At 48.0% G+C, this 20,869-nt stretch carries 20 protein-coding genes (1 of these 20 only partly in view); 9 read left to right on the top strand and 11 right to left on the bottom strand.

Annotated elements, in window-relative coordinates; genetic code table 11:
- Positions 1-33: 33 nt before the first annotated feature.
- From AC4IE7_RS16415 to thiD, 5 genes are read right to left on the bottom strand one after another with little or no spacing between them, the layout of a single operon-like run.
- The gene (locus AC4IE7_RS16415) at positions 34-2,019 is read right to left on the bottom strand and encodes a bifunctional DedA family/phosphatase PAP2 family protein (RefSeq protein ID WP_490777944.1); all 1,986 of its coding nucleotides are present in this window, start codon (positions 2,017-2,019) and stop codon (positions 34-36) included.
- A 33-nt stretch (positions 2,020-2,052) separates the two neighbouring features.
- Positions 2,053-2,265: a hypothetical protein gene (locus AC4IE7_RS16420; RefSeq protein WP_490777945.1), complete on the bottom strand. Its 213-nt coding sequence runs from the start codon at positions 2,263-2,265 to the stop codon at positions 2,053-2,055.
- Entirely contained in the window at positions 2,262-3,548 is a 1,287-nt protein-coding gene (hemL, locus tag AC4IE7_RS16425) for a glutamate-1-semialdehyde 2,1-aminomutase (RefSeq protein ID WP_490777946.1), read from the bottom strand. Before hemL ends, AC4IE7_RS16420 begins: the two co-directional genes overlap by 4 nt.
- Before the next feature lie 11 nt (positions 3,549-3,559).
- Complete coding sequence (gene thiE, locus AC4IE7_RS16430) at positions 3,560-4,195, bottom strand: thiamine phosphate synthase (RefSeq protein ID WP_490777947.1); 636 nt, start codon at positions 4,193-4,195, stop codon at positions 3,560-3,562.
- On the bottom strand, positions 4,192-5,016 hold the full coding sequence (gene thiD, locus AC4IE7_RS16435) for a bifunctional hydroxymethylpyrimidine kinase/phosphomethylpyrimidine kinase (protein ID WP_490777948.1): 825 nt from the start codon (positions 5,014-5,016) through the stop codon (positions 4,192-4,194). The genes thiE and thiD overlap by 4 nt, the downstream gene beginning before the upstream one ends.
- A 332-nt stretch (positions 5,017-5,348) precedes the next feature.
- Between thiD and AC4IE7_RS16440 the strand changes: the two genes are divergently transcribed.
- From AC4IE7_RS16440 to AC4IE7_RS16450, 3 genes are all read left to right on the top strand, one after another.
- On the top strand, positions 5,349-5,825 hold the full coding sequence (locus AC4IE7_RS16440) for a DUF5063 domain-containing protein (protein ID WP_490777949.1): 477 nt from the start codon (positions 5,349-5,351) through the stop codon (positions 5,823-5,825).
- A 110-nt stretch (positions 5,826-5,935) separates the two neighbouring features.
- Complete coding sequence (locus tag AC4IE7_RS16445; protein WP_490777950.1) at positions 5,936-6,304, top strand: HesB/IscA family protein; 369 nt, start codon at positions 5,936-5,938, stop codon at positions 6,302-6,304.
- A gap of 208 nt (positions 6,305-6,512) precedes the next feature.
- A complete protein-coding gene (locus AC4IE7_RS16450) occupies positions 6,513-7,706 on the top strand; it encodes a protoporphyrinogen/coproporphyrinogen oxidase (protein ID WP_490777951.1) in 1,194 nt (397 codons plus the stop codon).
- Between the two features lie 14 nt (positions 7,707-7,720).
- On the opposite strand, the gene AC4IE7_RS16455 is transcribed toward AC4IE7_RS16450, so the two are convergent.
- Positions 7,721-8,419, bottom strand: a complete 699-nt coding sequence (locus tag AC4IE7_RS16455) for a DUF4126 domain-containing protein (RefSeq protein WP_490777952.1) — start codon at positions 8,417-8,419, stop codon at positions 7,721-7,723.
- Between the two features lie 277 nt (positions 8,420-8,696).
- On the opposite strand from AC4IE7_RS16455, the gene argC reads away from it, so the two are divergent.
- The 4 genes from argC (at position 8,697) to erpA (ending at position 11,399) form a co-directional block, all read left to right on the top strand.
- On the top strand, positions 8,697-9,728 hold the full coding sequence (gene argC, locus AC4IE7_RS16460) for an N-acetyl-gamma-glutamyl-phosphate reductase (protein WP_490777953.1): 1,032 nt from the start codon (positions 8,697-8,699) through the stop codon (positions 9,726-9,728).
- A 3-nt stretch (positions 9,729-9,731) separates the two neighbouring features.
- Complete coding sequence (locus AC4IE7_RS16465; protein ID WP_490777954.1) at positions 9,732-10,454, top strand: DUF6776 family protein; 723 nt, start codon at positions 9,732-9,734, stop codon at positions 10,452-10,454.
- Positions 10,455-10,475: 21 nt separating this feature from the next.
- Positions 10,476-10,931 carry a bactofilin family protein gene (locus AC4IE7_RS16470; protein ID WP_490777955.1) on the top strand — a complete coding sequence of 152 codons (456 nt, stop codon included), beginning with the start codon at positions 10,476-10,478 and terminating at the stop codon, positions 10,929-10,931.
- 117 nt (positions 10,932-11,048) lie between these two features.
- On the top strand, positions 11,049-11,399 hold the full coding sequence (gene erpA, locus AC4IE7_RS16475; RefSeq protein WP_490777956.1) for an iron-sulfur cluster insertion protein ErpA: 351 nt from the start codon (positions 11,049-11,051) through the stop codon (positions 11,397-11,399).
- A 97-nt stretch (positions 11,400-11,496) separates the two neighbouring features.
- Here the strand turns inward: erpA and AC4IE7_RS16480 are convergent, their stop codons facing one another.
- The 4 genes from AC4IE7_RS16480 to AC4IE7_RS16495 all read right to left on the bottom strand — a co-directional run bounded on the left by AC4IE7_RS16480 (position 11,497) and on the right by AC4IE7_RS16495 (position 15,677).
- Entirely contained in the window at positions 11,497-12,165 is a 669-nt protein-coding gene (locus AC4IE7_RS16480; RefSeq protein ID WP_490777979.1) for a YiaD family glycine zipper/OmpA-like lipoprotein, read from the bottom strand.
- A gap of 224 nt (positions 12,166-12,389) precedes the next feature.
- Positions 12,390-13,145: a succinate dehydrogenase iron-sulfur subunit gene (gene sdhB, locus AC4IE7_RS16485; protein WP_490777957.1), complete on the bottom strand. Its 756-nt coding sequence runs from the start codon at positions 13,143-13,145 to the stop codon at positions 12,390-12,392.
- Positions 13,146-13,155: 10 nt separating this feature from the next.
- Positions 13,156-15,048 carry a succinate dehydrogenase (quinone) flavoprotein subunit gene (gene sdhA / locus AC4IE7_RS16490; protein ID WP_490777958.1) on the bottom strand — a complete coding sequence of 631 codons (1,893 nt, stop codon included), beginning with the start codon at positions 15,046-15,048 and terminating at the stop codon, positions 13,156-13,158.
- Complete coding sequence (locus AC4IE7_RS16495; protein ID WP_490777959.1) at positions 15,045-15,677, bottom strand: succinate dehydrogenase/fumarate reductase transmembrane subunit; 633 nt, start codon at positions 15,675-15,677, stop codon at positions 15,045-15,047. The genes sdhA and AC4IE7_RS16495 overlap by 4 nt, the downstream gene beginning before the upstream one ends.
- 340 nt (positions 15,678-16,017) lie before the next feature.
- Between AC4IE7_RS16495 and AC4IE7_RS16500 the strand changes: the two genes are divergently transcribed.
- Positions 16,018-17,712, top strand: coding sequence for a sensor domain-containing diguanylate cyclase (locus AC4IE7_RS16500; RefSeq protein WP_490777960.1), 1,695 nt, complete (start codon positions 16,018-16,020; stop codon positions 17,710-17,712).
- A gap of 373 nt (positions 17,713-18,085) precedes the next feature.
- Complete coding sequence (locus AC4IE7_RS16505) at positions 18,086-19,627, top strand: methyl-accepting chemotaxis protein (RefSeq protein ID WP_490777961.1); 1,542 nt, start codon at positions 18,086-18,088, stop codon at positions 19,625-19,627.
- A gap of 232 nt (positions 19,628-19,859) precedes the next feature.
- Here the strand turns inward: AC4IE7_RS16505 and AC4IE7_RS16510 are convergent, their stop codons facing one another.
- Positions 19,860-20,869, bottom strand: partial view of an OapA family protein gene (locus tag AC4IE7_RS16510; protein ID WP_490777962.1) — the 3' portion only. 460 nt of this gene lie beyond the right edge of the window; 1,010 of the gene's 1,470 nt are visible here — the last part of the coding sequence; the start codon falls outside the window, past its right edge — the gene reads right to left on this strand; its stop codon occupies positions 19,860-19,862.

Genomic DNA, 20,869 nt, shown 5'->3' on the forward strand with positions numbered 1-20,869 from the left:
AGCTCAGGCACTATCAGAGTTTTTTTCAGTGGTCTAATTTTTTTCTGCTGTTAGCAGTAAAACCGACGACACTAAAGAGTGATTTATGATTTTTTCATTCGGTTCTAAATCTTCCAACAGTTGTTTAGTCGGGGTGGTGAAGTCTGATTCAGTGCGTGGAATAATCAATAAGCCGAGCGAATTCACTGGCCGTTGGGCCGATATATTGCCCAGGTATAGAGGATCACCTGGAGCTTCAATGGTAAACCGGGTTGCCCAGAGTCTCAGGACAATCCGCTTATTCAGTGACAGGTTTTTAACCAGTACCAGTTTTTCATGGCTGGCATTATGTACATGGGGTAATACAGGTAGGTCTGCTAAAGGGGTGCTCGGAGAGAGTAGTCGTAACACACTATCCCAGCTTACTATTTTGGCTGGCTCCCACCCCTTCGCGGAAAGCTGCTCTGCCAGCAGCTCTAAATCCCCGGAGTATTGAAGATTCAAAGGGTGATTGTCTGCACCTCGTAGATCATGGCGTGATGCTGGAATATCCTCTTGGCCTGACAACCAGCTAGCCTGCGAGAGTATCTGGGATTCGACTTGGACTTGATAGGGCAGTAGATTCTGCTTTAAATGCCACCCTTGAAAGAGTAAGCAAAGTGTCAGGATTGCCAGCCCAGTGGCAACAATTGCCGAAATACGGGACTCTGCTTCAACATGGTGATAGTAAGCGATTCCGAGTAGAGCCAGCCAGGCGATACCTAAGGTTAAACTGCCCAGTACATCTGTAACCCAGTGGACACCAAGATAGAGTCTTGACAGGGCAACGGCACCCACAATGGCGGTGGCAATGCTATATGGAAGCCAACGCCAGTCATGGCTCAGGATACGCGCCACCATTATGCTATAGAAACCATAGAGTGTGACACTACGCAGTACATGTGCACTAGGAAAAGACCAGAGCCCCAGCTGATCCGGTGATGTGGTGGGGCGAGGAATGCGTAAACCATACTTTAGCAGTAGTGGGGTCAGGAGGCCGAAAGCAACTGCAGCAAGCAGATAGTAGAAAGTGCGATAGTGTCCTCGTAAAAGCAAAACCGTTGCTGTTGCGCCTCCGAAAACCAGTGTGGTAGATAGATCGCCAAGGCTGGTTATTAAGTACATAGCCTGGTCACCCCAGGGTGTTCGCAGACTCTGTAGCGCGTTATGGATCATCTCGTTGGCTGACTTTGTCAGTGAGCCATCCAAAACAATTCCAGTGAGCAGAACAGATAATAACGTGGTGAGCAGCAGCAGGGTTGCCAGAAAAGCCAATCCTTTTGCTTCTGGGTGTTGCGGATCTGCCAAGGCGGAAGATATTGATCGAAATCCACGATGGAGCTGTCCCCATTCAAAGCTTTTCTGGATCATCGTCTTGGCGTGAGGCTGAAATAGTCGAAACAGGGTATGAACCAGTTTAAAAAGTCCCCAGGCCAGTATCAATAACATCAGCATCAGTATGACCAGCCTGAATGCAACCTCTGAGGCGAGCTCAAGAGAAGCTCCGAAGACGATACCGGGTAAAAGATAGATCGGGGCCCAGGCCAGGGCAGAGCTGAGATTAGCGATAAAAAAGCGCCAGGTGGACATCCCCAGCATCCCTGCCACCAAGGGAATAATGGCTCGTACCGGGCCGAAAAAGCGTCCAATGGCGACACTTTTTCCACCATATTTCTCAAAGAAATCGATTCCCCGGTAGAGGGTTTTAGGGTAGCGGTTGAAGGGCCAGATTTTTCGTAGCCCCTGCTGATAGTGCCTGCCAAGCCAGAAACTCAAGCCATCTCCGGCCACGGCGCCTGCTACAGCCCACCAGAACACAGGCCAAAATTCGAGGGTGCCGGTTGCAATCAGCGCACCGAAACCGAACATCGCTACCACCCCTGGAACCAAGAGGCCAAAAAGTGCAACAGATTCCGAAAAGGCCACTAGAAAAACTACAATGCCAGCCCACAGGGGGTTTTCGCCGATCCATATCAACAGAGGTGCAAAGAACTCACTCATCGGGGAATATCCGATGAGTGAGATACGATAGGTCTATTCTGCCTTTGTATGTTTATCACGCATCGCCTTGTACTCCTCATAGCTTTTCGCCTGTTCATCACATGCGCGGCTATCCAGTTGTTTAAGGCATTGTTGATGGCGTTGAAATTCCAATGCTTCATAGGTCGTCAGTTTTACACTGTCTGAACTGCATCCTGCCAGCTGAATAAAGGTTAACCCCAGCACAAACCGGGCGAGGAAGATCAATTTTTTAGTGCCACGAATGACTCACCTGCTGCATTGATAGTGACTTGGATATCCTCATCACTATGGGCATCAGAAACGAATCCTGCCTCGAAGGCAGAAGGTGCCAGATAGACCCCTCGATCCAGCATGGCGTGGTAGAAGGTCTTGAAGCGCTCCTGGTCACAGTTGGTGGCGCCCTGGAAATCTGTGACAGAACCCTGGTCAGTGAAAAACAATCCGAACATGCCCCCGACATGATTTTCAGCCAATGGGATTCCGGCGGATTGAGCTTGCGTCATAATGCCGTTAACCAGAGACTCGACCTTTTTTGAGAGACGTTGGTAAAATCCTGCTTCAGATATTAGCTCGAGAGTTTTTAATCCTGCTGTCATAGCAACGGGGTTACCAGATAGTGTGCCGGCCTGATAGACAGGTCCCAGAGGTGCGATCTTCTGCATAATATCGAGCCTGCCTCCAAATGCACCGACAGGCATACCGCCGCCAATCACCTTGCCCAGGGTGGTTAAATCGGGTTTGATGCCATAGTGTGCCTGAGCCCCGCCAAGGCCAACCCGAAACCCTGTCATTACCTCATCAAAGATCAATACGGTGCCATGCTGGTCACAAACTTCACGCAGGGTTTCAAGAAATCCGGGTTGGGGTGGAATGCAGTTCATATTCCCCGCAACAGGTTCAACGATGATCGCAGCGACCTGGTCACCAAATTGTGCAAAGGCATCTCGAACCTGCTGACTGTCGTTGTAGTTCAAGGTGACTGTGTGTTCCGCCAGGCTGGCTGGAACGCCGGGAGAGGAGGGTTCTCCCAGGGTTAACATACCAGAGCCAGCCTTCACCAGTAGCGAGTCAGAGTGGCCGTGATAGCAACCTTCGAATTTCACAATTTTATCGCGACCAGTGAAACCCCTTGCTAAGCGGATGGCTGACATGGTTGCCTCTGTTCCAGAGCTGACCATGCGTACCATCTCCATGCTGGGTACCAATTCACAGACCTTGTCAGCCATCTGCGTCTCCAACTCGGTGGGCGCGCCAAAGCTGAGTCCTTTGTTGAGAATTGAAGCAACGGCATCAATCACTTCGTGGTGAGAGTGGCCGACGATCATCGGTCCCCAGGAGCCGACATAATCGATATAGCGTCTACCCTCCGGGTCATAAATGTAGGGTCCGGCTGCACAGTCGATAAATATCGGATCGCCTCCAACACCCTTAAAAGCCCTTACAGGGGAGTTTACTCCACCAGGTATGTGCTGTTGTGCGTGACGAAAGAGTTCCTCGGAACGACTCATATGTTTTTCTCCTACGGCGTGAAAAGGGCGCTTAAACGATGGCTTGCCAAGTGGATATCCTGCTGTCCGAAGACACCATGTATAACCGCCAGCATGTCGGCGCCTGCTGCTATCAGTGGGGCGCCATTTTCCGGCGTTATTCCACCAATGGCAACCAGCGGCTTTGTTATTTCTTGCTTGGCTCTGATCAACAGGTTCGGCTCGGCCTGTATAGCCTCAGGCTTGATTCGAGAAGGGAAGAAGCGACCAAAAGCGATATAATCAGCACCGTTGGCTTCAGCATCTCTTGCCAGATCCAGGCTGTTATAACAGGAGACGCCAATAATGGCATTTGGGCCCAGTATGTTACGTGCCTGCAGAAGTGAGGCGTCGTCTCTTCCAAGATGCACCCCATGGGCTTTCGTTTTTTTGGCCAGGTCGATGTCGTCATTGATGATCAGCAACGCCTCAAATCGGTGACACAGGGCAAGAATTCCAACTATCTCCTCCTCACAGCTTGATCTATCTTCTCGTTTATCCCTGTATTGAATGATGCGTGCACCACCACGCAGAGCTGATTCGACCTGCTCAACTATCTGCTCCGGAGGACAGAGCTTGTTATCTGTTATGGCGTAGAGCCCCCTTAAACCCTTAGTAACTGCTGTCATTGTGGCTCAGGTCTATTGTGGGACTGATGCCATCGATTCGGTAGTGATTGGCATTTTCCGGTTCTGAATCCGGAGTTCAGACAATCCCAGCTGTAAGTCAGCGCTTTCTGCGTAGCGGCTTCAATCGAATCCCCAAGACCAATATGGGCAGCAAGCGCGGCAGCAAGGGTGCAGCCTGAGCCATGATACTCACCAGATAGACGAGGCCAGGTGGAGAGAACAGGTGCTTTTTTCCTTTGGTAAAGTCGATTGGTAACCAATTCAGAGTCACTCAAATCGTGGGTTCCAGTGATCAGAACAGATTGAGCGCCCAACTGGAGCAGAGTTTCAGCATGCTGATCAATAGAAGCAGCATCACCACGCCCTGAGAGTCTGGCGGCCTCTTCAGTATTGGGGGTGATCAGATCGCATAGTGGCAGTAATCGCTGTTGGATTATGCTGAGTAGTGTCTGACTTGTCAGATCATTACCTCCCCCCGCAGAGAGTACCGGGTCGAAAACTATCGGGATTTTGGGGTGATTCTGAAGAACCTTGATAACGGCCTCAACGGCATGAGTGCTCCCCAATAAGCCTATTTTTATTGCCTCAACCCGGCAATCCTCGAGTACCGCCGAACATTGGGCGCTGAGTGTCTCCGCTGGAAGTGGTATCAACTGATCAACATTGCAGCTATCTTGCACCGTCATACAAGTTAGTGCCGTGGCAGCATGGCAGCCATTAGTACCAATGGACTCAATGTCTGCCTGTATTCCTGCTCCACCACCAGGATCATGTCCGCCGATGGCCAGAACCACCGGGCGATAATTGCTCTCTGTTTGCATCTGCTCATTGTATCCTTTTTTGAATCGGAGCAGGGATCAGGCTGTTGGTGTTGTCATTTGCTCCGCATGGCTGTAGATTTCGCCCTCGTTGTCCTATATCCCAGTGATTCTGAAACGGAATTGGCAGTTTTAATAGCAGGTAGCATATATATTTTATCAATCGATGTGCTGAGGGAGATTAAGGGTTTCTCCTAGGATTGATCAGGATCACTGCTAGAATCTGAGATGAGCGACTAATCAAGGTGCCGTACAGCTGTTTCTTTTGGGATCGGGAGAAGATCCCTGGGTACACACCAAGGAAGGACAACGAAAATAGCTGTGAGGAAGAGACTATGAGCCCAAACATTCAAAAACTTGAAACACTGGCTAGACGCTATTGCGAATTAGTCGAATCTTTACATAATGGCGACACCGAGTGGTTGCAAGAGGTCGCCAGTTTGTTGCCTCGTCTGCATGAGGCGGTCAGTGCTCTTAATCTGCCGACCCCTCGGAATACCCACTATACAGCGGCAGACCTGGATGCTCGATTTGAGCTCTACACCTTCATGCGGACACTGCTTGGTGAACGTGATGGATACTGGATGGAGTTCGATGTGGCCGGTGACGGGCAGAGTATGAGCGGCAGTCTGGCTGATGATCTGACAGATATATACTGCGAGCTCAAAAGTGGTCTTAAGATGCTTGATGGAGAGCCTGAACAGGCTGTTGAAGGTTGGCACAAAGGCTTTCATCTGCATTGGGGGCAGCATCTGCTGGATGCTGAGCGCCATCTTTTCGAGCTCAATGCTCGAGATCAACTTGCCATGTAGTCCTGCTGTTATTCCGTAAAAACCAACTTATATTCTAAGTTAATTGGCAAATAGCTTGAGTTTCTTGATAACATAACGGCCATCAAGAGTGATTTTCCAGGAGAAATGGCATGAATTCAAATGCCCTGACCGATACAGATTTAACCCTGACTGGCACCGCTCAGACCAAAATGGGCGAGTTATTTCAACAGGTTGACGAGAATATTCAGGGAGTACGCGTCTTTGCTACACCTGGTGGCTGCAGCGGGATAAGCTTTGGCATGACCTTCAGCGATGAGATCAATGAAAACGATGGCGTTTTGGATTGTGAAGGATTCAAAGTGATCGTTGATGACGGTACCCTGCAATATCTGCGTGGTGTTGAAATCGACTTTGTTGATCAGGGAGATGGTAATGCCAGTTTCGTTTTCAATAACATGCAACCAGTTGGTGGTGGCTGTGGTACTTGCGGCTCCTCGAGTGGCGGCGGTTGCAGTTAGACCAACCTTAAGTTCTGAATTGTAAATAAACCGTGCCTGGGCATTAAGTCCTCGCACGGTTTTTTTATCCCTGATTCAGCATGGCTGGTATGCTTTAGAGTATTTATGTGATTGTTTATAAATGGTTACTAAATACAATTGGTTATCAAAATATTTGTCTGTCTGGATAGTTAAAAACCAGGTGGCATAGCTGGATTAAGGTGGAGTGATGAAACCTGGAGCAGTTGATCTCTTGGTAATAGGGGCCGGTATTAGTGGTCTGGGTTTGGCGCAGATGGCAAGACGTTATGGCTTCAAGCCAGTCATCATCGAGGCCAGCGACCATATCGGGGGGGCTATTAACTCCCATCTATTCCAGACAGACCATGGAGAGATCTGGGCTGAACTTGGAAGCCATACCTGTTACAACAGCTACGGAAATCTTTTGGAGCTACTTGAAGAGACTGGTCAGCTCGACAGCCTGGTTCCAAAACTAAAGCTGCGCTATAAGATGCTGATTGGGAACAAACTTCAATCAATACCCTCGCAACTGAGTATGTGGGAGTTACTTGGCGTATTGCCTCGACTATGGACGACTGAAAAGGAGGGGCATTCGGTCGAGGAGTATTTCGGTCGTATTATCGGTACTCGAAATTTTCGACAAGTCCTCAGGCCGGCCCTGGATGCTGTGGTATGTCAGCCATCCGGTAGTTTTCCGGCAGATGCGCTATTTCGCAAAAAACCAAGACGTAAAGAGGTGATACGTAGCTTTACTGGCGCTTCAGGTCTGCAATCCTTTACTGACGGCATTGCAGAAGGACTCGATATCCGCACTAAAAGCCGGGTAATCCGGATTGAGCGCATCAGTGATCGATATCTGGTTGAAATAGAGGGCGGAGAGCCGGTTCAGGCTGATCGTCTGGCTTTAGCCGTGGCGCCAGATATCGCAGCTACTCTGATGGCAGGTTTGATGCCAGAGTTAGCCTGTCATCTGGCAGAGATTGAAATGAGTGAAATCGATAGCCAGGCAGTTTTGGTTCGTGCTGATCGTATCAAGTTTCCCCCACTTGCGGGCATTATCGCTCAGGATGACGATTTTTACTCAGTGGTTTCGCGGGACCCTGTGCCCGATGAAACCTATCGCGCCTTTACTTTTCATTTCAAGCCTGACCTTTTGGATGAGGTGGGCCGAGATAGACGCATTGCCAAGGTGCTTGGTGTGGATGAAGAGGCGATTGTTGGCAGTGCAAGCTACCGTAATCGTCTGCCCGCACTGCGCTTGGGCCACCATCAGCGGGTTGAAGTGATCGACCAGCAATTGAAAGGGCAATCCCTGGGATTAACCGGCAACTGGTTTTCCGGTGTATCGATAGAAGATACTCTTATTCGATCCTTTGAAGAGTGCCAGAGACTCTTTGTATAGATTGAAATCACGCTCTACTTGTGTGTTGTATTGTCTGCACTGCTTGCAGCGTGGAAAAGTGATTTCAGGGTTTCAGAGCGACCCTCTGCCAGGTTGATGTCATCCTCTCGATTTGTGCCTTTAAAAAAAGCAGTGATTCTCTGAGTCAGAGCTTTCAATGCGCGCCAAATCTTCGGCATCACCCAAATCATTAGAGCAATGAACAGGACTAACATCACCAGAAATGCTAGCGGATAGTTGAGTGCAGCCCAAAGAGCACCAATCACAGCAAGATCCTCGGCGATTGATGCAGTCCAGTTGGAGACTGGTTCTGGAGAGGTATTAATAAGCAGTCTGGACCCTGCTTTGGTGAAATGGCTGCCCGCCGCCAGTGTGCCACCCATCAATGCTGCAGCGAGTTCTGCTGATTGGCTAACATCGATACCACTGGCTGCGCCTGCAGCTAGTAGCGCACCTGCCGGGATGCGGATGAATGTATGTATGGCATCCCAGCCGCTATCTACACCTGGCGTTTTATCTGCGAAGAATTCGATAAAATACATCATACCTGCCACACCCAGGACGAGCGGATCACTGAGTGCATCCAGGCCTGGTGGTAATACAACGTGCCCTGTGAGGTTCAGGTAGCCCAGCACAAGAATGGTCGCATAGAGATTTATGCCGGCTGCCCAGCTGGCCCCAAGGGTAAGTGCCAGAGTGTCGATGGTTTCCATAGTCAATTGTCTCGCTAGATGTCTCTACTGTTAATGTGATACCTATTGGATTGAAATTCCACTCCCTGGTGGTTTTTGTACCCCTATTTCACCTCAAGTTCACAAATGTTTAGGATTTTACCCTGCTTTGCTTTTTCTTTGATTAATCAAAGCTTATGATTGTCTCCACAGAGAAGCTGGTATTTGAACTCGAAAGGCCGTGTTAATTCCTCCAGCTATCTGCGATTTCTCTTTTTTATTTGGCTTAGCTGGCTCATTCTGGCTGGTAGGTAAAGGTATGATTAAAGTAGGTATAATTGGTGGTACAGGCTATACCGGTGTCGAGTTGCTCAGAATACTGAGCAGACATCCGGAATCTGAGTTGAGTGTCATTACTTCCCGTTCGGAAGCTGGACGACCAGTTGCAGATCTTTTTCCCAACCTGCGTGGCCATACTGATTTGGCCTATGTTGAACCCGAGCCTGCCCATTTCGATGGTTGTGATCTGGTTTTTTTCGCAACCCCTAATGGGGTGGCTATGAAGCAGGTGCCGGAACTGCTGGAGAAAGGCATTCGGGTCATCGACCTGGCCGCCGACTTCAGAATTAGGGATCAGGCTACCTGGGAGCATTGGTATGGCATGTCTCATGCCTGCCCTGAACGCCTGTCTGAAGCGGTATATGGGCTACCTGAGCTGCACCGCGAGGCGATCAAAAATGCCAGTCTGGTTGCCAATCCGGGCTGCTATCCTACAGCCGTATTACTTGGATTTTTACCGCTGGTGGAAGCTGGCTTGGTCGATGTTAAACAGCTGATTGCTGATGCAAAATCGGGGGTGAGTGGCGCAGGTCGTACGGCGAATGTCGGTACATTGATGGGCGAGGTCGGTGAGAGCTTCAAGGCGTATGGAATTCCTGGTCACCGCCACCAACCTGAGATTAGCCAGACCCTAAGCCTGATCGCTGGGGATGGTGTTCAGTTAACCTTCGTGCCCCACCTGGTTCCAATGGTGCGGGGAATAGAGGCAACCCTATATGCTCGCCTTGGTGAAAAAGAGCTTGATCTGCAACTCTTGTATGAACAACGCTATGCGAACGAGCCTTTCGTCGATGTTCTACAGCCAGGTTCACATCCAGAGACACGCAGTGTGCGTGGTTCGAACCACTGCCGTATTGCTGTGCACCGCCCTATGGATGGCGATGTGGTCGTAATCAGTTCTGTAATTGATAACCTGGTCAAAGGGGCTGCAGGACAGGCAGTGCAGAATATGAACCTGATGTTCGGACTTGATGAAGATTGCGGACTGGAACAAGTTGCATTGATGCCATGATCCATGAGTATTGATAAAAAATATCGTGTACCAAAGATCGTTGCGGCCCATCAGGGGACGCCGGTATGGTTACGTCTGGGTTTAGTGATGTTGATACTGGGCGGGGTGGCCTGGCTTGCCTATCAGCAGGGAGGGAGCGGTATCGCCGATGGATTGGCCCGTTTGCAATCTGGCGGAAAGGATCGGATGGAGATCCTCAAGCAGGAGCGAAATGATCTCAAAAGGGAGTTGGCTATGGTTAAACAGGCGGCAGAGGTCGATAGAGAGGCCCTGCTGTCGATTCGAGACAAGATCAAGTCAATGCAGAGTGAGCGCCTAAAGATGGAAGAGGAGCTGGCTTTTCTTAGAGGTATTGTCTCCACTTCGTCCAAGAAACAGGTATTACGGGTACAGAATTTCAAGTTGGAAGCAGGACTTGAAGCGCATCAATATATCTACAAATACACGGTTAGCCAGGTAATCAACAGCGGCTCGGTGGTTAAAGGTAAGATCGAAATGAGCATTTCCGGTTTGAAAGGAGGTCAAGCCACGGTGATGAACCTGGAACAGCTTCATGATGAGAAGCTTGACAGCCACAAGATGCGTTTCAGATATTATCAGAACGTAGAAGGTATGCTGCATATACCCACTGATTTTCAACCGGCCAAAATTTTGATTGAAGTGAAACCAACAGGTAAAAAGCTTGCCCCTGTTGATGAGACTTTCGAATGGTCGCCGGTTTCCTGAGGTCTATATAGGAAATGAACCATGTTTGGTAACAGTAAGAAAAAATTGCGTACCCCCAGAATCACAACGGTGATTGGCTCGGGAACCGAAATCAGGGGAGATATTACCTTTAAAAATGGTCTGCATATTGATGGCACCATAAAAGGTAACGTCATCTCCGATCAGGAAGACCCATCAGCAACACTGACACTCAGTGAACTGGGTACAATCGATGGTAATGTCAGGGTAGGCAATGTGATGTTGAATGGAACAGTGGTCGGTGATGTATTCGCTGGAAACCGGGTTGAATTGGCCCCCCAGGCAAGGATTACAGGGACATTGACCTATGCCATGCTGGAGATGGCAATGGGGGCTGAGGTGAATGGGAAATTGATTCATGCGGCCGATCAGGATCCGCTGCAACTGGCCTATGATGGGAAAGAGGAGCAGAGTGAACCGGTTAGCAAAACCGTAGCATCTGACACCACTGAGGAATAACCCTCTAGATTGGGGTTTGTATAATACTTGACTGTTTTCCTCGGTAATTGCATACTCTGAGGTAACGAAACGACCCTCAGCCTGTACTAAACAGGCTGAATTGAGCAGGATTTAACCATGAGCGGCTTAGAAACAACCAACGATTCGATCCTTTTCACAGAAGCAGCGGCCACTAAAGTGGCATCCCTGATAGAGGAAGAGGGTAATCCGGAGCTGATGCTACGGGTCTACATCCAAGGTGGTGGATGTTCCGGGTTTCAGTATGGATTCACATTTGACGAAAATGAGACCGAGGGTGACACCAAAGTGGTTACCAGTGGTGTCACACTGCTGGTGGATCCGATGAGCATGCAATACCTGATGGGTGCTGAAGTTGACTACAGCGAGGGACTGCAGGGTGCTCAGTTCGTTATTCGCAATCCCAATGCAACCACAACCTGTGGTTGCGGTTCCTCATTTTCAGTTTGATTTCACCCTCTGTACATAGCAAAAGAGGCGCTTAGGCGCCTCTTTTGTCTGTTCAGAAATTTCCTGCTGAAGGTTGTCAGGATCTACTCAATGACACCTATTTATTCTCAATGTAAGGTAGCAGAGTCAACTCAACCCTGCGGTTTTGTTGACGTCCTGCCGGGCTGTTATTCGATGCGACCGGACGACTTTCACCATAGCCAACAGTATCGATTCGAACACCTGTCACTCCGTTGCGGTTAAGAACATCGGAAACCGACTGGGCTCGTTGTTGTGAGAGTAGCTGGTTGTAGGATTCTGATCCTGTGCTGTCGGTGTGGCCGGCGACTTCGATCATGGTTGACTTGTACTCGTTGAGTACCAAAGCAACAGAACCGAGAATTTCCACAAAATCGGGTTTTACATCTGTTTTATTCACCTCGAAGGTAATATTGCCAGGCAGGTTAAGAATGATGTTGTCGCCATTACGAGTAACACTGACTCCAGTATTCTCCAGGCGCTGACGCAGTTTGGCTTCCTGTACATCCATGTAATAGCCCACACCGCCACCGGCAATTGCGCCGATACCAGCACCCTTAAGTGCGCGTTCCTTTCGTTTCTTTTTATCCTTTGAGCTGGCTATACCAATCACAGCACCGGCTACAGCTCCAATTACAGCCCCGGTAGTTGATTTGGAAGTCTTCTCTTCCCGTGAATAGGGATCGACTGTGGTACAGGCCTGTAGCGTTATGAGTGCCACAATCATGCAGCAGAGAGTACTTTTCATAATCATTGATTCTCCTTCGGTTATGTAAGGGTTGGGTGTATATGGAGAGGGAAAGTATTTGGCCAATCCGGATATATCATCATAAACACTAACGTGTCGACTTACTGTGACATATTGTTACGAGCTAGGCGATGAATTAGCCTTCCTTTAGTTTAGAAGCACTAACAATATTTCAATCTATTGGAGAAGTTGAACTCTTCAGACAATAGGATGTGTGTCGAGGTTCATTCGCTGGCCCCAAACAGGTCTCTGAGCATCTGCAGTGATGTTTGTCGTCCGAGTTCACCGATGGCCGTGGTCAGAGGTATCTTCTTTGGGCAGACTTGAACACAGTTCTGTGCATTGCCACAATCACTCAGGCCGCCATCGCCCATAATGGCATGCAGGCGCTTCTGCTTATGATATCGCCCTGTTGGGTGGTTGTTCATCAGTCGAACGGCTGCCAGTATCGCCGGACCGACAAAAGCCAGCTCATGTCCATATTGAGGGCAGGCTTCCAGACAGCTGCCGCAACTCATGCAACGACTGTATAGATAGTTGTCTTGCCATGCCTCTGGGGATATTCGTGGCGCACCCTGGTGAATATCCCATGCACCATCGATCTCGATCCAGGCATGAACCTTTTTCAAGTCTGAGAAAAGACGGGAACGATCTACCATCAAATCCCTGATAACAGGAAATTTACTCATTGGTTCGAGTTTTATGGGTTGTTCCAAGGATGAGATTAAAGTTGAGCAGGCCTGTCTGGGGCGATCATTGATGAGCATCGTACAGGCACCGCAGACCTCCTCCATACAGTTAAACTCCCAGGCTACAGGATCTACCCTTTGACCGTCGTTGGTGATGGGGTTTTCTCGAATCACCATCAACGCAGAAACTACATTGTGGCCCTCTCGATAAGGAATTGCGAAACGCTGCCAATAGGGGGGACTGTAAGGGGTATCCTGTCTTCTTATATGAAATTCGATTCTCTCTGCCATAGCCAGATCCTCAACGATAGTCTCGTGGCTCCTCTGGTGCTAATACACTAAGGTCTACCGCTGCATACTCAATGCTAGGACCGTCAGCTGTATGTTTAGCAAGCGTGGTTTTAAGCCAGCTTTCATTCTGCTCTTTCCACTTGCTACGGTAGTTTTCGTATGCCGGATCTCCGGGGTAACTATTCTCTGGTATCTTTAATTCAAACTCTGGCTTGAAATGGGCGCCTCGACACTCATTTCTGAATAGCGCGCTGGTCGCAATAGTTTCACCCAGGAGTACCATCTCTTGAACCTGGCGTGCATACGCCAGGCCTTGATTGCTCCAGTTGTTTGTCTCCTTCAAATTGACCCTTTGGCTGCGTTCCTGCAACGCTTTCAGTCGCTCTATTGCTTGCTGTAAACGGTTATTGTCCCGCACCACACCCACATGACTCGACATCAGTTCACCCAGTTCATGCAGCAGTTGGTAGGGGTTCTCCTCTCCCTGGTTGTTAATGAGTTTTGTGTTGATATCTTTCTGGCGCATGACCTCTGACCTAAATATCTCGTGGTTGTCGTCATGGTGACCCTGCTGCAGACTTTTAAGGTAGCTGGCGACAGACTCCCCGGCAACCCGGCCGCTATATGAGGCAGAGAGCAGGGAGTTGGCACCTAACCGGTTTGCACCATGGTAGCCATAGTCGCATTCGCCACAGGCATAGAGGCCTTTGATATTGGTAGCATGATTTCGTGGGCTGCCGGACTTGATACCTCCAGTGGAATCATCCTTCTCAAAATCGACCCAAAGTCCCCCCATGGCATAGTGTGCTGAAGGGTAGATCTCCATAGGTTCATGTACTGGATCGGAACCGTGGAACTTACGATATATGTCTAGAATCGCATGTAGTCGCTGCTCGATAAATCCGGGGTTGAGATGGGTCAGGTCAAGGTAGACTTTGTGTTCCCCAGCAACCCCCATTCCCATTTTATGAACCACTTCCCAGATCGCTCTTGAGGCGAGATCGCGAGGCACAGTATTGCCATAGCTTGGATACCACTCCTCCAGAAAATAGAATCGATCCCCTTCTGGAATCTGCTTGGCGTCACGTCGATCAGCAGCATCTTTGGGAACCCAAATGCGACCCCCCTCACCCCGGGCAGCTTCACTCATCAGGCGTGTCTTGTCTTTTCCCAGCATGGCTGTTGGATGAAATTGAAAGAACTCAGTGTTGGCTAGCCATGCACCCTGTTGATAGACCCTGGAGGCGGCAGCGCCAGTGGAGTTGGTGGAGTTGGTGGAGCGATGGCCATAGACTTGTCCCATACCGCCAGTGGCAAGAATCACAGCGTCAGCGGGGAAGGGTTTGATCTCCATGGTTCTCAGGTTCATGGCGATGACTCCCTGGCTGGCGCCATCACTATTCAGCGCAAGGGAGAGAAATTCCCACCACTCAAATTTTTGTATTCTTCCCAGCGACTCCTGGCGACGAACCTCCTGATCAACGCCATACAGTAGTTGTTGTCCAGTGCTTGCACCGGCAAATACAGTTCGTCGATGTTTGACCCCGCCAAACAGGCGAAGATCGAGAATTCCTTCAGCTGTTCGGGAAAAAGTAACTCCCATACGTTCGAAGGTTTGGATCAAGCCTGGTGCCTCTTCGCACATCGATTTAACCGGAGGCTGGTTGGCCAGGTATGATCCGCCTTTTATCGTGTCAACGATATGCTGCCAAACAGAATCATGCTCCCCTTTGGTGTCAAAACAGGCGTTAATACCACCTTGTGCGCAGACTGAGTGGGATCTTTTTACTTCGAACAGGGAGAATATTTCGACTTGAAAGCCGGCCTCAGCGACTCGCAGTGCTGCCCATAGTCCACCGAGACCACCACCAACGACAATTACTTTACGGGGTCGATTCTTCATAGCAAAAAGCCCAGCATGCCATGTAGACCAAGAGCAAACAGCAACAGCGACAGTATGCTACAGACGTAGAGCCAGATCCGCTGAGCCTGAGGAGTGGTTGTAATACCCCAGCTGATGGCCATACTCCATAGACCGTTACATAGATGAAAAATGGAAAGCAGTAGCCCGAAAAAATAGAGAAGAAATATGACTGGATGAGAGAGTAATTGCTGCATGTGAGTGAAAAGGTCAGCTTTGATGTCAGGTTCCCATATTCCCCATAAACGAGTCCAGCCAATATGCATCAGCAAAAACAGCAGAATTGCGATGCCGGAAAATCGCTGCAGACTGTAACGGATGTTTCCCGCCCAAGGGAAGGTGGATAAATTGCTATTTCCACTCTTCAGTATCACCAAACCGTAGCCTGCATGCAGCAACAGCGGCAGTGCGATCATGAATATCTCTAGAAGGGTTAGATAGTTGAGACTTTGAAGCCAGCCAACAACCTGCTCATTATAGTGCTCGGGGCCAAACCGAGATTGGGAGTTTTCCCAAAGATGAAAGAGTAAAAAACCACCAATGGGCAGGAGGCCCAGCAGAGAATGGAGCCGACGCAATAGGAAATGAGTGTCTTGGATAGAGGTGTGCATGGACCTGGAACCCGAGATCTTTGATTGCTTATATATTACTTTATTAGTATCAACTACTTCCCTGATCCAGGGCAGTGAAACATCAGATTACTAAAGGCAAGTTGTAAATGGTCGATGATATGAAGGATATTCCTTATTTTGCATGGATTGGCTCCACTCTGATTCCTGAGTGGACTATTGGAATTTCCCACAGGTTGAGCATTGCCAGTCTCACACTTTGACAATGTTGTTTAAACAAACTAGTTGAAAAAGAGAGTCTGGTATATACCACTCTTATGGATAAGAGGGTATTTATAAAACAAAATTGATGAAGTGATCAGGTCACGGGTTTCAACAGGACATGATAAAAAACAGTATCGGCGCGAAGATCTTGATGGTGGTCGGTATAACTGCCATGGTATCCATGGTGGGATTGATTCTATTCTACACCCAAAGCCAACGTGCAATTATCATCAAAGAGCAAAAGCTGGTCACTGATCGCATGGTCTCAACGGTTGTGGCGGGGCTCAGAGTAATTATGGAAACGGGCAAAGCGAATATTGCCCAGCGCTATGCAGAAGAGATCAAGAGTGAACTCGAGTTAGAAGATTTCCGCTTTGTGCGTTTGAATGGTGTTGAGGCATTTCTCGACAATGACACCATACGCAAGGTCAATAAATTAAATGGCGAAACGCTATTTATTGAACGTGAAGAGACAGAGATTAATCGTTTGTATGGAAACGATGATCCAGCCTTGGTTAGCGCAAGGAGCAGCGGTGAAATATACCGGATTATCGATGATGCTAAGCAACAATATAAGGTTTTGACACCCATTCTCGGTACGTCTGTTTGCCATCGATGCCATGGTAGTGCAAATGGGATCATTGGCTTTGCTCAACTTACAACCTCAATGCGGAATATTGATCAGGCGATTTCGGAGAGTCGAAATTGGGCCACATTGGTGCTTTTTGTGGTGTTGGTTCTGTTTTTGTCGATCACTTATGTGCTGTTGAACAATGTGGTTATGTCACCAATAAGACGGGTGACTACTGCAATGCATCGGGTAGAGCAGGGGAAACTGAATCAACAGGTACCTGAGTTGAGTGAGGATGAGTTAGGTCACATGGCTCGTTCATTCAACAGAATGACTAAAAAATTGCTTGAAACCTATACAGGTATGGAGTTAGAGCAGGATAAGCTAACCACCATTATTCTTAATGCGGGTGAAGGTATTGTTGTTACAGATAATGAAGGAGATATAGTTTTAGTAAATCCTTCAGCTGAACAGTTGATAGGAAAGGAAAGATCAGAAATTGTCAGCCAGGAATTTGAGAATCTGGTCAACGATCCGGAAATCATGAAGAGACTGCTGGAGCATCCCGATTCGAACTATGCTGAGACTGCTCTGTTAGGCGAGCGCTATCTGAGTGTAATGGCTGCCTGTATACATACCCAGCAGGGTGAGATGCTCGGTAAGGCTGCGTTGATTCGCGATGTGACTGCACAAAAAAACCGTGAAGCATACCTGGAGGCCATCTCCTATAAGGATGAGCTGACGGGGCTATTGAATCGGCGTTCACTCACTGATGTGCTTGCCCAGTCAGTTTCTGAGGCAAAAGAGCGAAACAAATCCCTGACCCTGCTGATGTTGGATATGGATCATTTCAAGCGACTGAATGATACCTATGGTCACGGTATGGGTGACAGGATGTTAAAGACTTTCGGTCACCTTTTGATGAAACGGCTAAGGGATTCAGATTATGCCTGTCGTTATGGTGGTGAAGAGTTCTCAGTGATTTTGACTGGTACAGGTGTAGAGGGTGGAATGAAGACAGCGGAAGATATCCGCAAAGCTGTAAGTCAGGTCGTTATTGATGGTGTCTCTATTACCATAAGTATTGGCTTGGCATCCTTGAGTCAATGCCAGGAGTCTTCGCCGAAATGTTTGTTGGAGGCGGCTGACTGCGCCCTCTATATGGCCAAACAACAGGGACGAAATAGAACAATAATCTACGATCCATCAAATACAAAAGAAGATACTACTGTCCATGTATGAGCTAAAGATAGAGAGGCTAATTGCCATGACTCGAGACAGGGTGTACTGAGTGTTTTTATGTTCACTTATAGGCTCTTTTTTTATCTATTACGTAAAGAGAGAATTTGCCAGTTCAAACTAAGCTAGTAAATAGATCTTTAATAGTTCATGGGAGTGTGCTAGCAGAAATTATTATTAACTACTGCTTATAACACTAAATTTGAGATGGCATGGCTATAAAGCCTATTACCACACTCAGTTCTGAAAATGTATTTGGAGTTAAGAAATGATTAAATTTAAAGATATATCATTTATTCTAAAACTAAGAAGTGTACTAATCTTAATCTCTCTCCTGTTACTTCTCGTATCAATGTTAGGCTGGAGAGGCGTAAGTATGCTGACGCATGAAGTTGAAGATTTAAGCCACAAATTCATGCCGGCAATGAATGATTTGCTACAGGCTGACAGAGATCTTTATCAGGCCCTAACTGCCGGATGGCTGACATTAACAGTGGAACCTGGCTCGCAAAAATTCCAGGAGGCAATTAAGGATCGTGATGAGAACATTGGTCAGGCTGTTGACCGTGTGAAGAGGTTTTCTAAGGAAATGGAAATGACCTCAGAAATGAATGCGAGTGTCGATGAGTTCCTTAAGCTGATCAATACCTGGGAACAAAAAAGCAAAGCAATCATCGATGCTCGATCAAGTGATTATAGTGAGGAGGCTCGAGCCAAGGCATTTAATGATTATTCTGATTCTGACAATCAGTTTCAAAAAGCTAGGGATGAAATTGACAAGTTAACAGAGCTATCAGAAGTCGCTTCAAGCGAGGCGGTAACAAATTCAGAATTAATAGCCAGCAATGCCAGAATGACTCTGCTATCTATCGCTTCTTTCGGAATTATTCTATGCGTGATAATTTCTATTTGGTTTCCAAATCTTATCAGTAAGCCATTAAAGCGCGTCATGGAGAGCTTGAAGCAATTTGCTGAAGGTGAGGGTGATCTGACTCGTCGTATAGAGATCGACGGCGACGATGAATTCGGTCGTCTAAGCGTGCTTTTCAATGGTTTTGTCGATAAACTCCAAGAAATTATTAGCCAGGTTTCAGATGTTACTTCAAGGCTAGCTACAACTTCGGAAGAGCTTTCTGCAATTACAAAGCAAAGCAGTGATAGTGTTCAGGTTCAGCGTCACGAGACTGATCAGGTTGCAACAGCTCTTAATCAGATGACTGCAACAGCAACTGAGGTTGCAAGAAATGCAACTCAAACGGCTACTTCTGCACGTGAATCTGATGAGCAGGTGGTAAAAGGCAAGAGCCAGGTTGAGTCCACTACAAATAGCATTTCCCAGCTAGCCAGCGAAGTCGCTGTAGCTGCCGATTCAATAAAACAGTTGGAGAATCAAAGCCTGGAAATTGGTAACGTGATAGATGTAATACAGAGTATCGCTGAACAGACAAATTTGTTGGCCCTTAATGCTGCGATTGAAGCCGCACGTGCCGGTGAGCAAGGACGAGGATTTGCTGTCGTTGCTGATGAAGTCCGTACTCTGGCAAGCAGGACACAAAAATCAACACTGGAGATCAGGGATATCATTGAACGTGTGCAAGCTGGTGCTACTCATGCAGTACGTTCTGTTGAATCTGGGCATGAAAAGGCTAAGATGACCGTCATAGCTGCAGAAGAAACTAGTTTAACCCTCGAAGCAATTGTAAAAGAAGTTTCAGTTATCAGCGAAAATACGACTCAGATAGCAAGCGCCGCAGAGGAGCAGCGCACTGTAACTGAAGAAGTCAGCAGAAGTGTCTCGAATATTAGTGATGGGGCAACGCAGTCGGCAGAGGGGGCTGAACAAACAGCCAGAGCAAGTGAAGAGTTGAGTCAGCTTGCCGTACAACAGAAAAACTTAATTGCGCGTTTTCGTGTATAGCATGGCTTTGTGATGAAGATGCTCTGTGCCCCCCTCACGAAATTTAGAGGGGGGTATGAATCGGTCGCTCAGCAGGTTCTATTCTTACCAGAAAGATAGAGCTTCCTACATCCAATTATCTTGCTCAACGGAACTCTTTTATTATGGATGCCAGGTATCAGTAATTATTAACATCAAATCTAACTGTAATTACGTCAATACCATGCAGGTTTATGCAAATATGAGTTCAGCTCTAAAGCTGGGTTTTGGCATCAGCTACAAGTGTGCGACTGATAGTCTCCAATGTTGAGATCAAAGGTCGAACCTTGATCTGGAAGTCATCGCGATATTTTTTTGCAATTGGTTGCGCCGCTGGCAATTTCACAGTCAAAGGGTTGCGATGAACGCCATTGACTCTGAACTCATAGTGCAAATGGGGGCCTGTAGCCATTCCTGTTTTACCTACATAGCCGATGACCTGCCCCTGCTTAACCCGTCTACCTTTCTTTGCTTTCTTATTATAGCGCGAGAGGTGAGCATAGAGTGTGGTGTAGGTTTGACCATGCTGGATAATCAATGTGTTGCCATATCCACCCTTTTTGCCACGAAAGATGATTTTCCCATCACCCGAGGATCTGATGGGTGTGCCGGTTCTCGCTGCGTAATCCACACCGCGGTGAGGCCGTTTTTTACCAAGTACAGGATGCCAGCGCTCCCTGGTGAATTTTGAAGAAATGCGTCTGAAATCTACAGGGGCACGCAAAAAGGCTTTACGCATACTTCTACCCTCAGGGGTATAGTAGTCAGCGCGTCCAGTGTCATCGACATAGCGTAATGCTTGGTAGGTACGGCCCTGGTTTATAAATTCGGCGGCCAGAATTGGGCCATCCCGCAATTTTTCGCCGTCCAGATAGTCCTCTTCAAAAATTACGGTAAAGCGATCTCCAGATCGAATCTCTAGCGCAAAGTCGATATCCCAACCAAAGATATCTGCAAGTTGCATGATCAATTTCTCAGGCAGGCCCGCTTTTTTTGCTGATAGATAGAGTGAGTTTTCTATTACACCACTCAAGTGTGCATTGCGTGTATCAACCGCTCTACTCATTTCCGTGGCATCGAAGCCATCATCTGTCACCGCGATTTCAATACTGTCGATCTTGCTGTGTGCCAAGCGTAGAGCCACCAGTTGCTGTTCTGAATCGAACTCAAGATAGAGCATCTCTCCCGGCTTAATAGCTGTTAGCTGCTTCGCGGTCTTACTGG

It is taken from the genome of Candidatus Thiodiazotropha sp. AKAK3 (assembly GCF_058244645.1).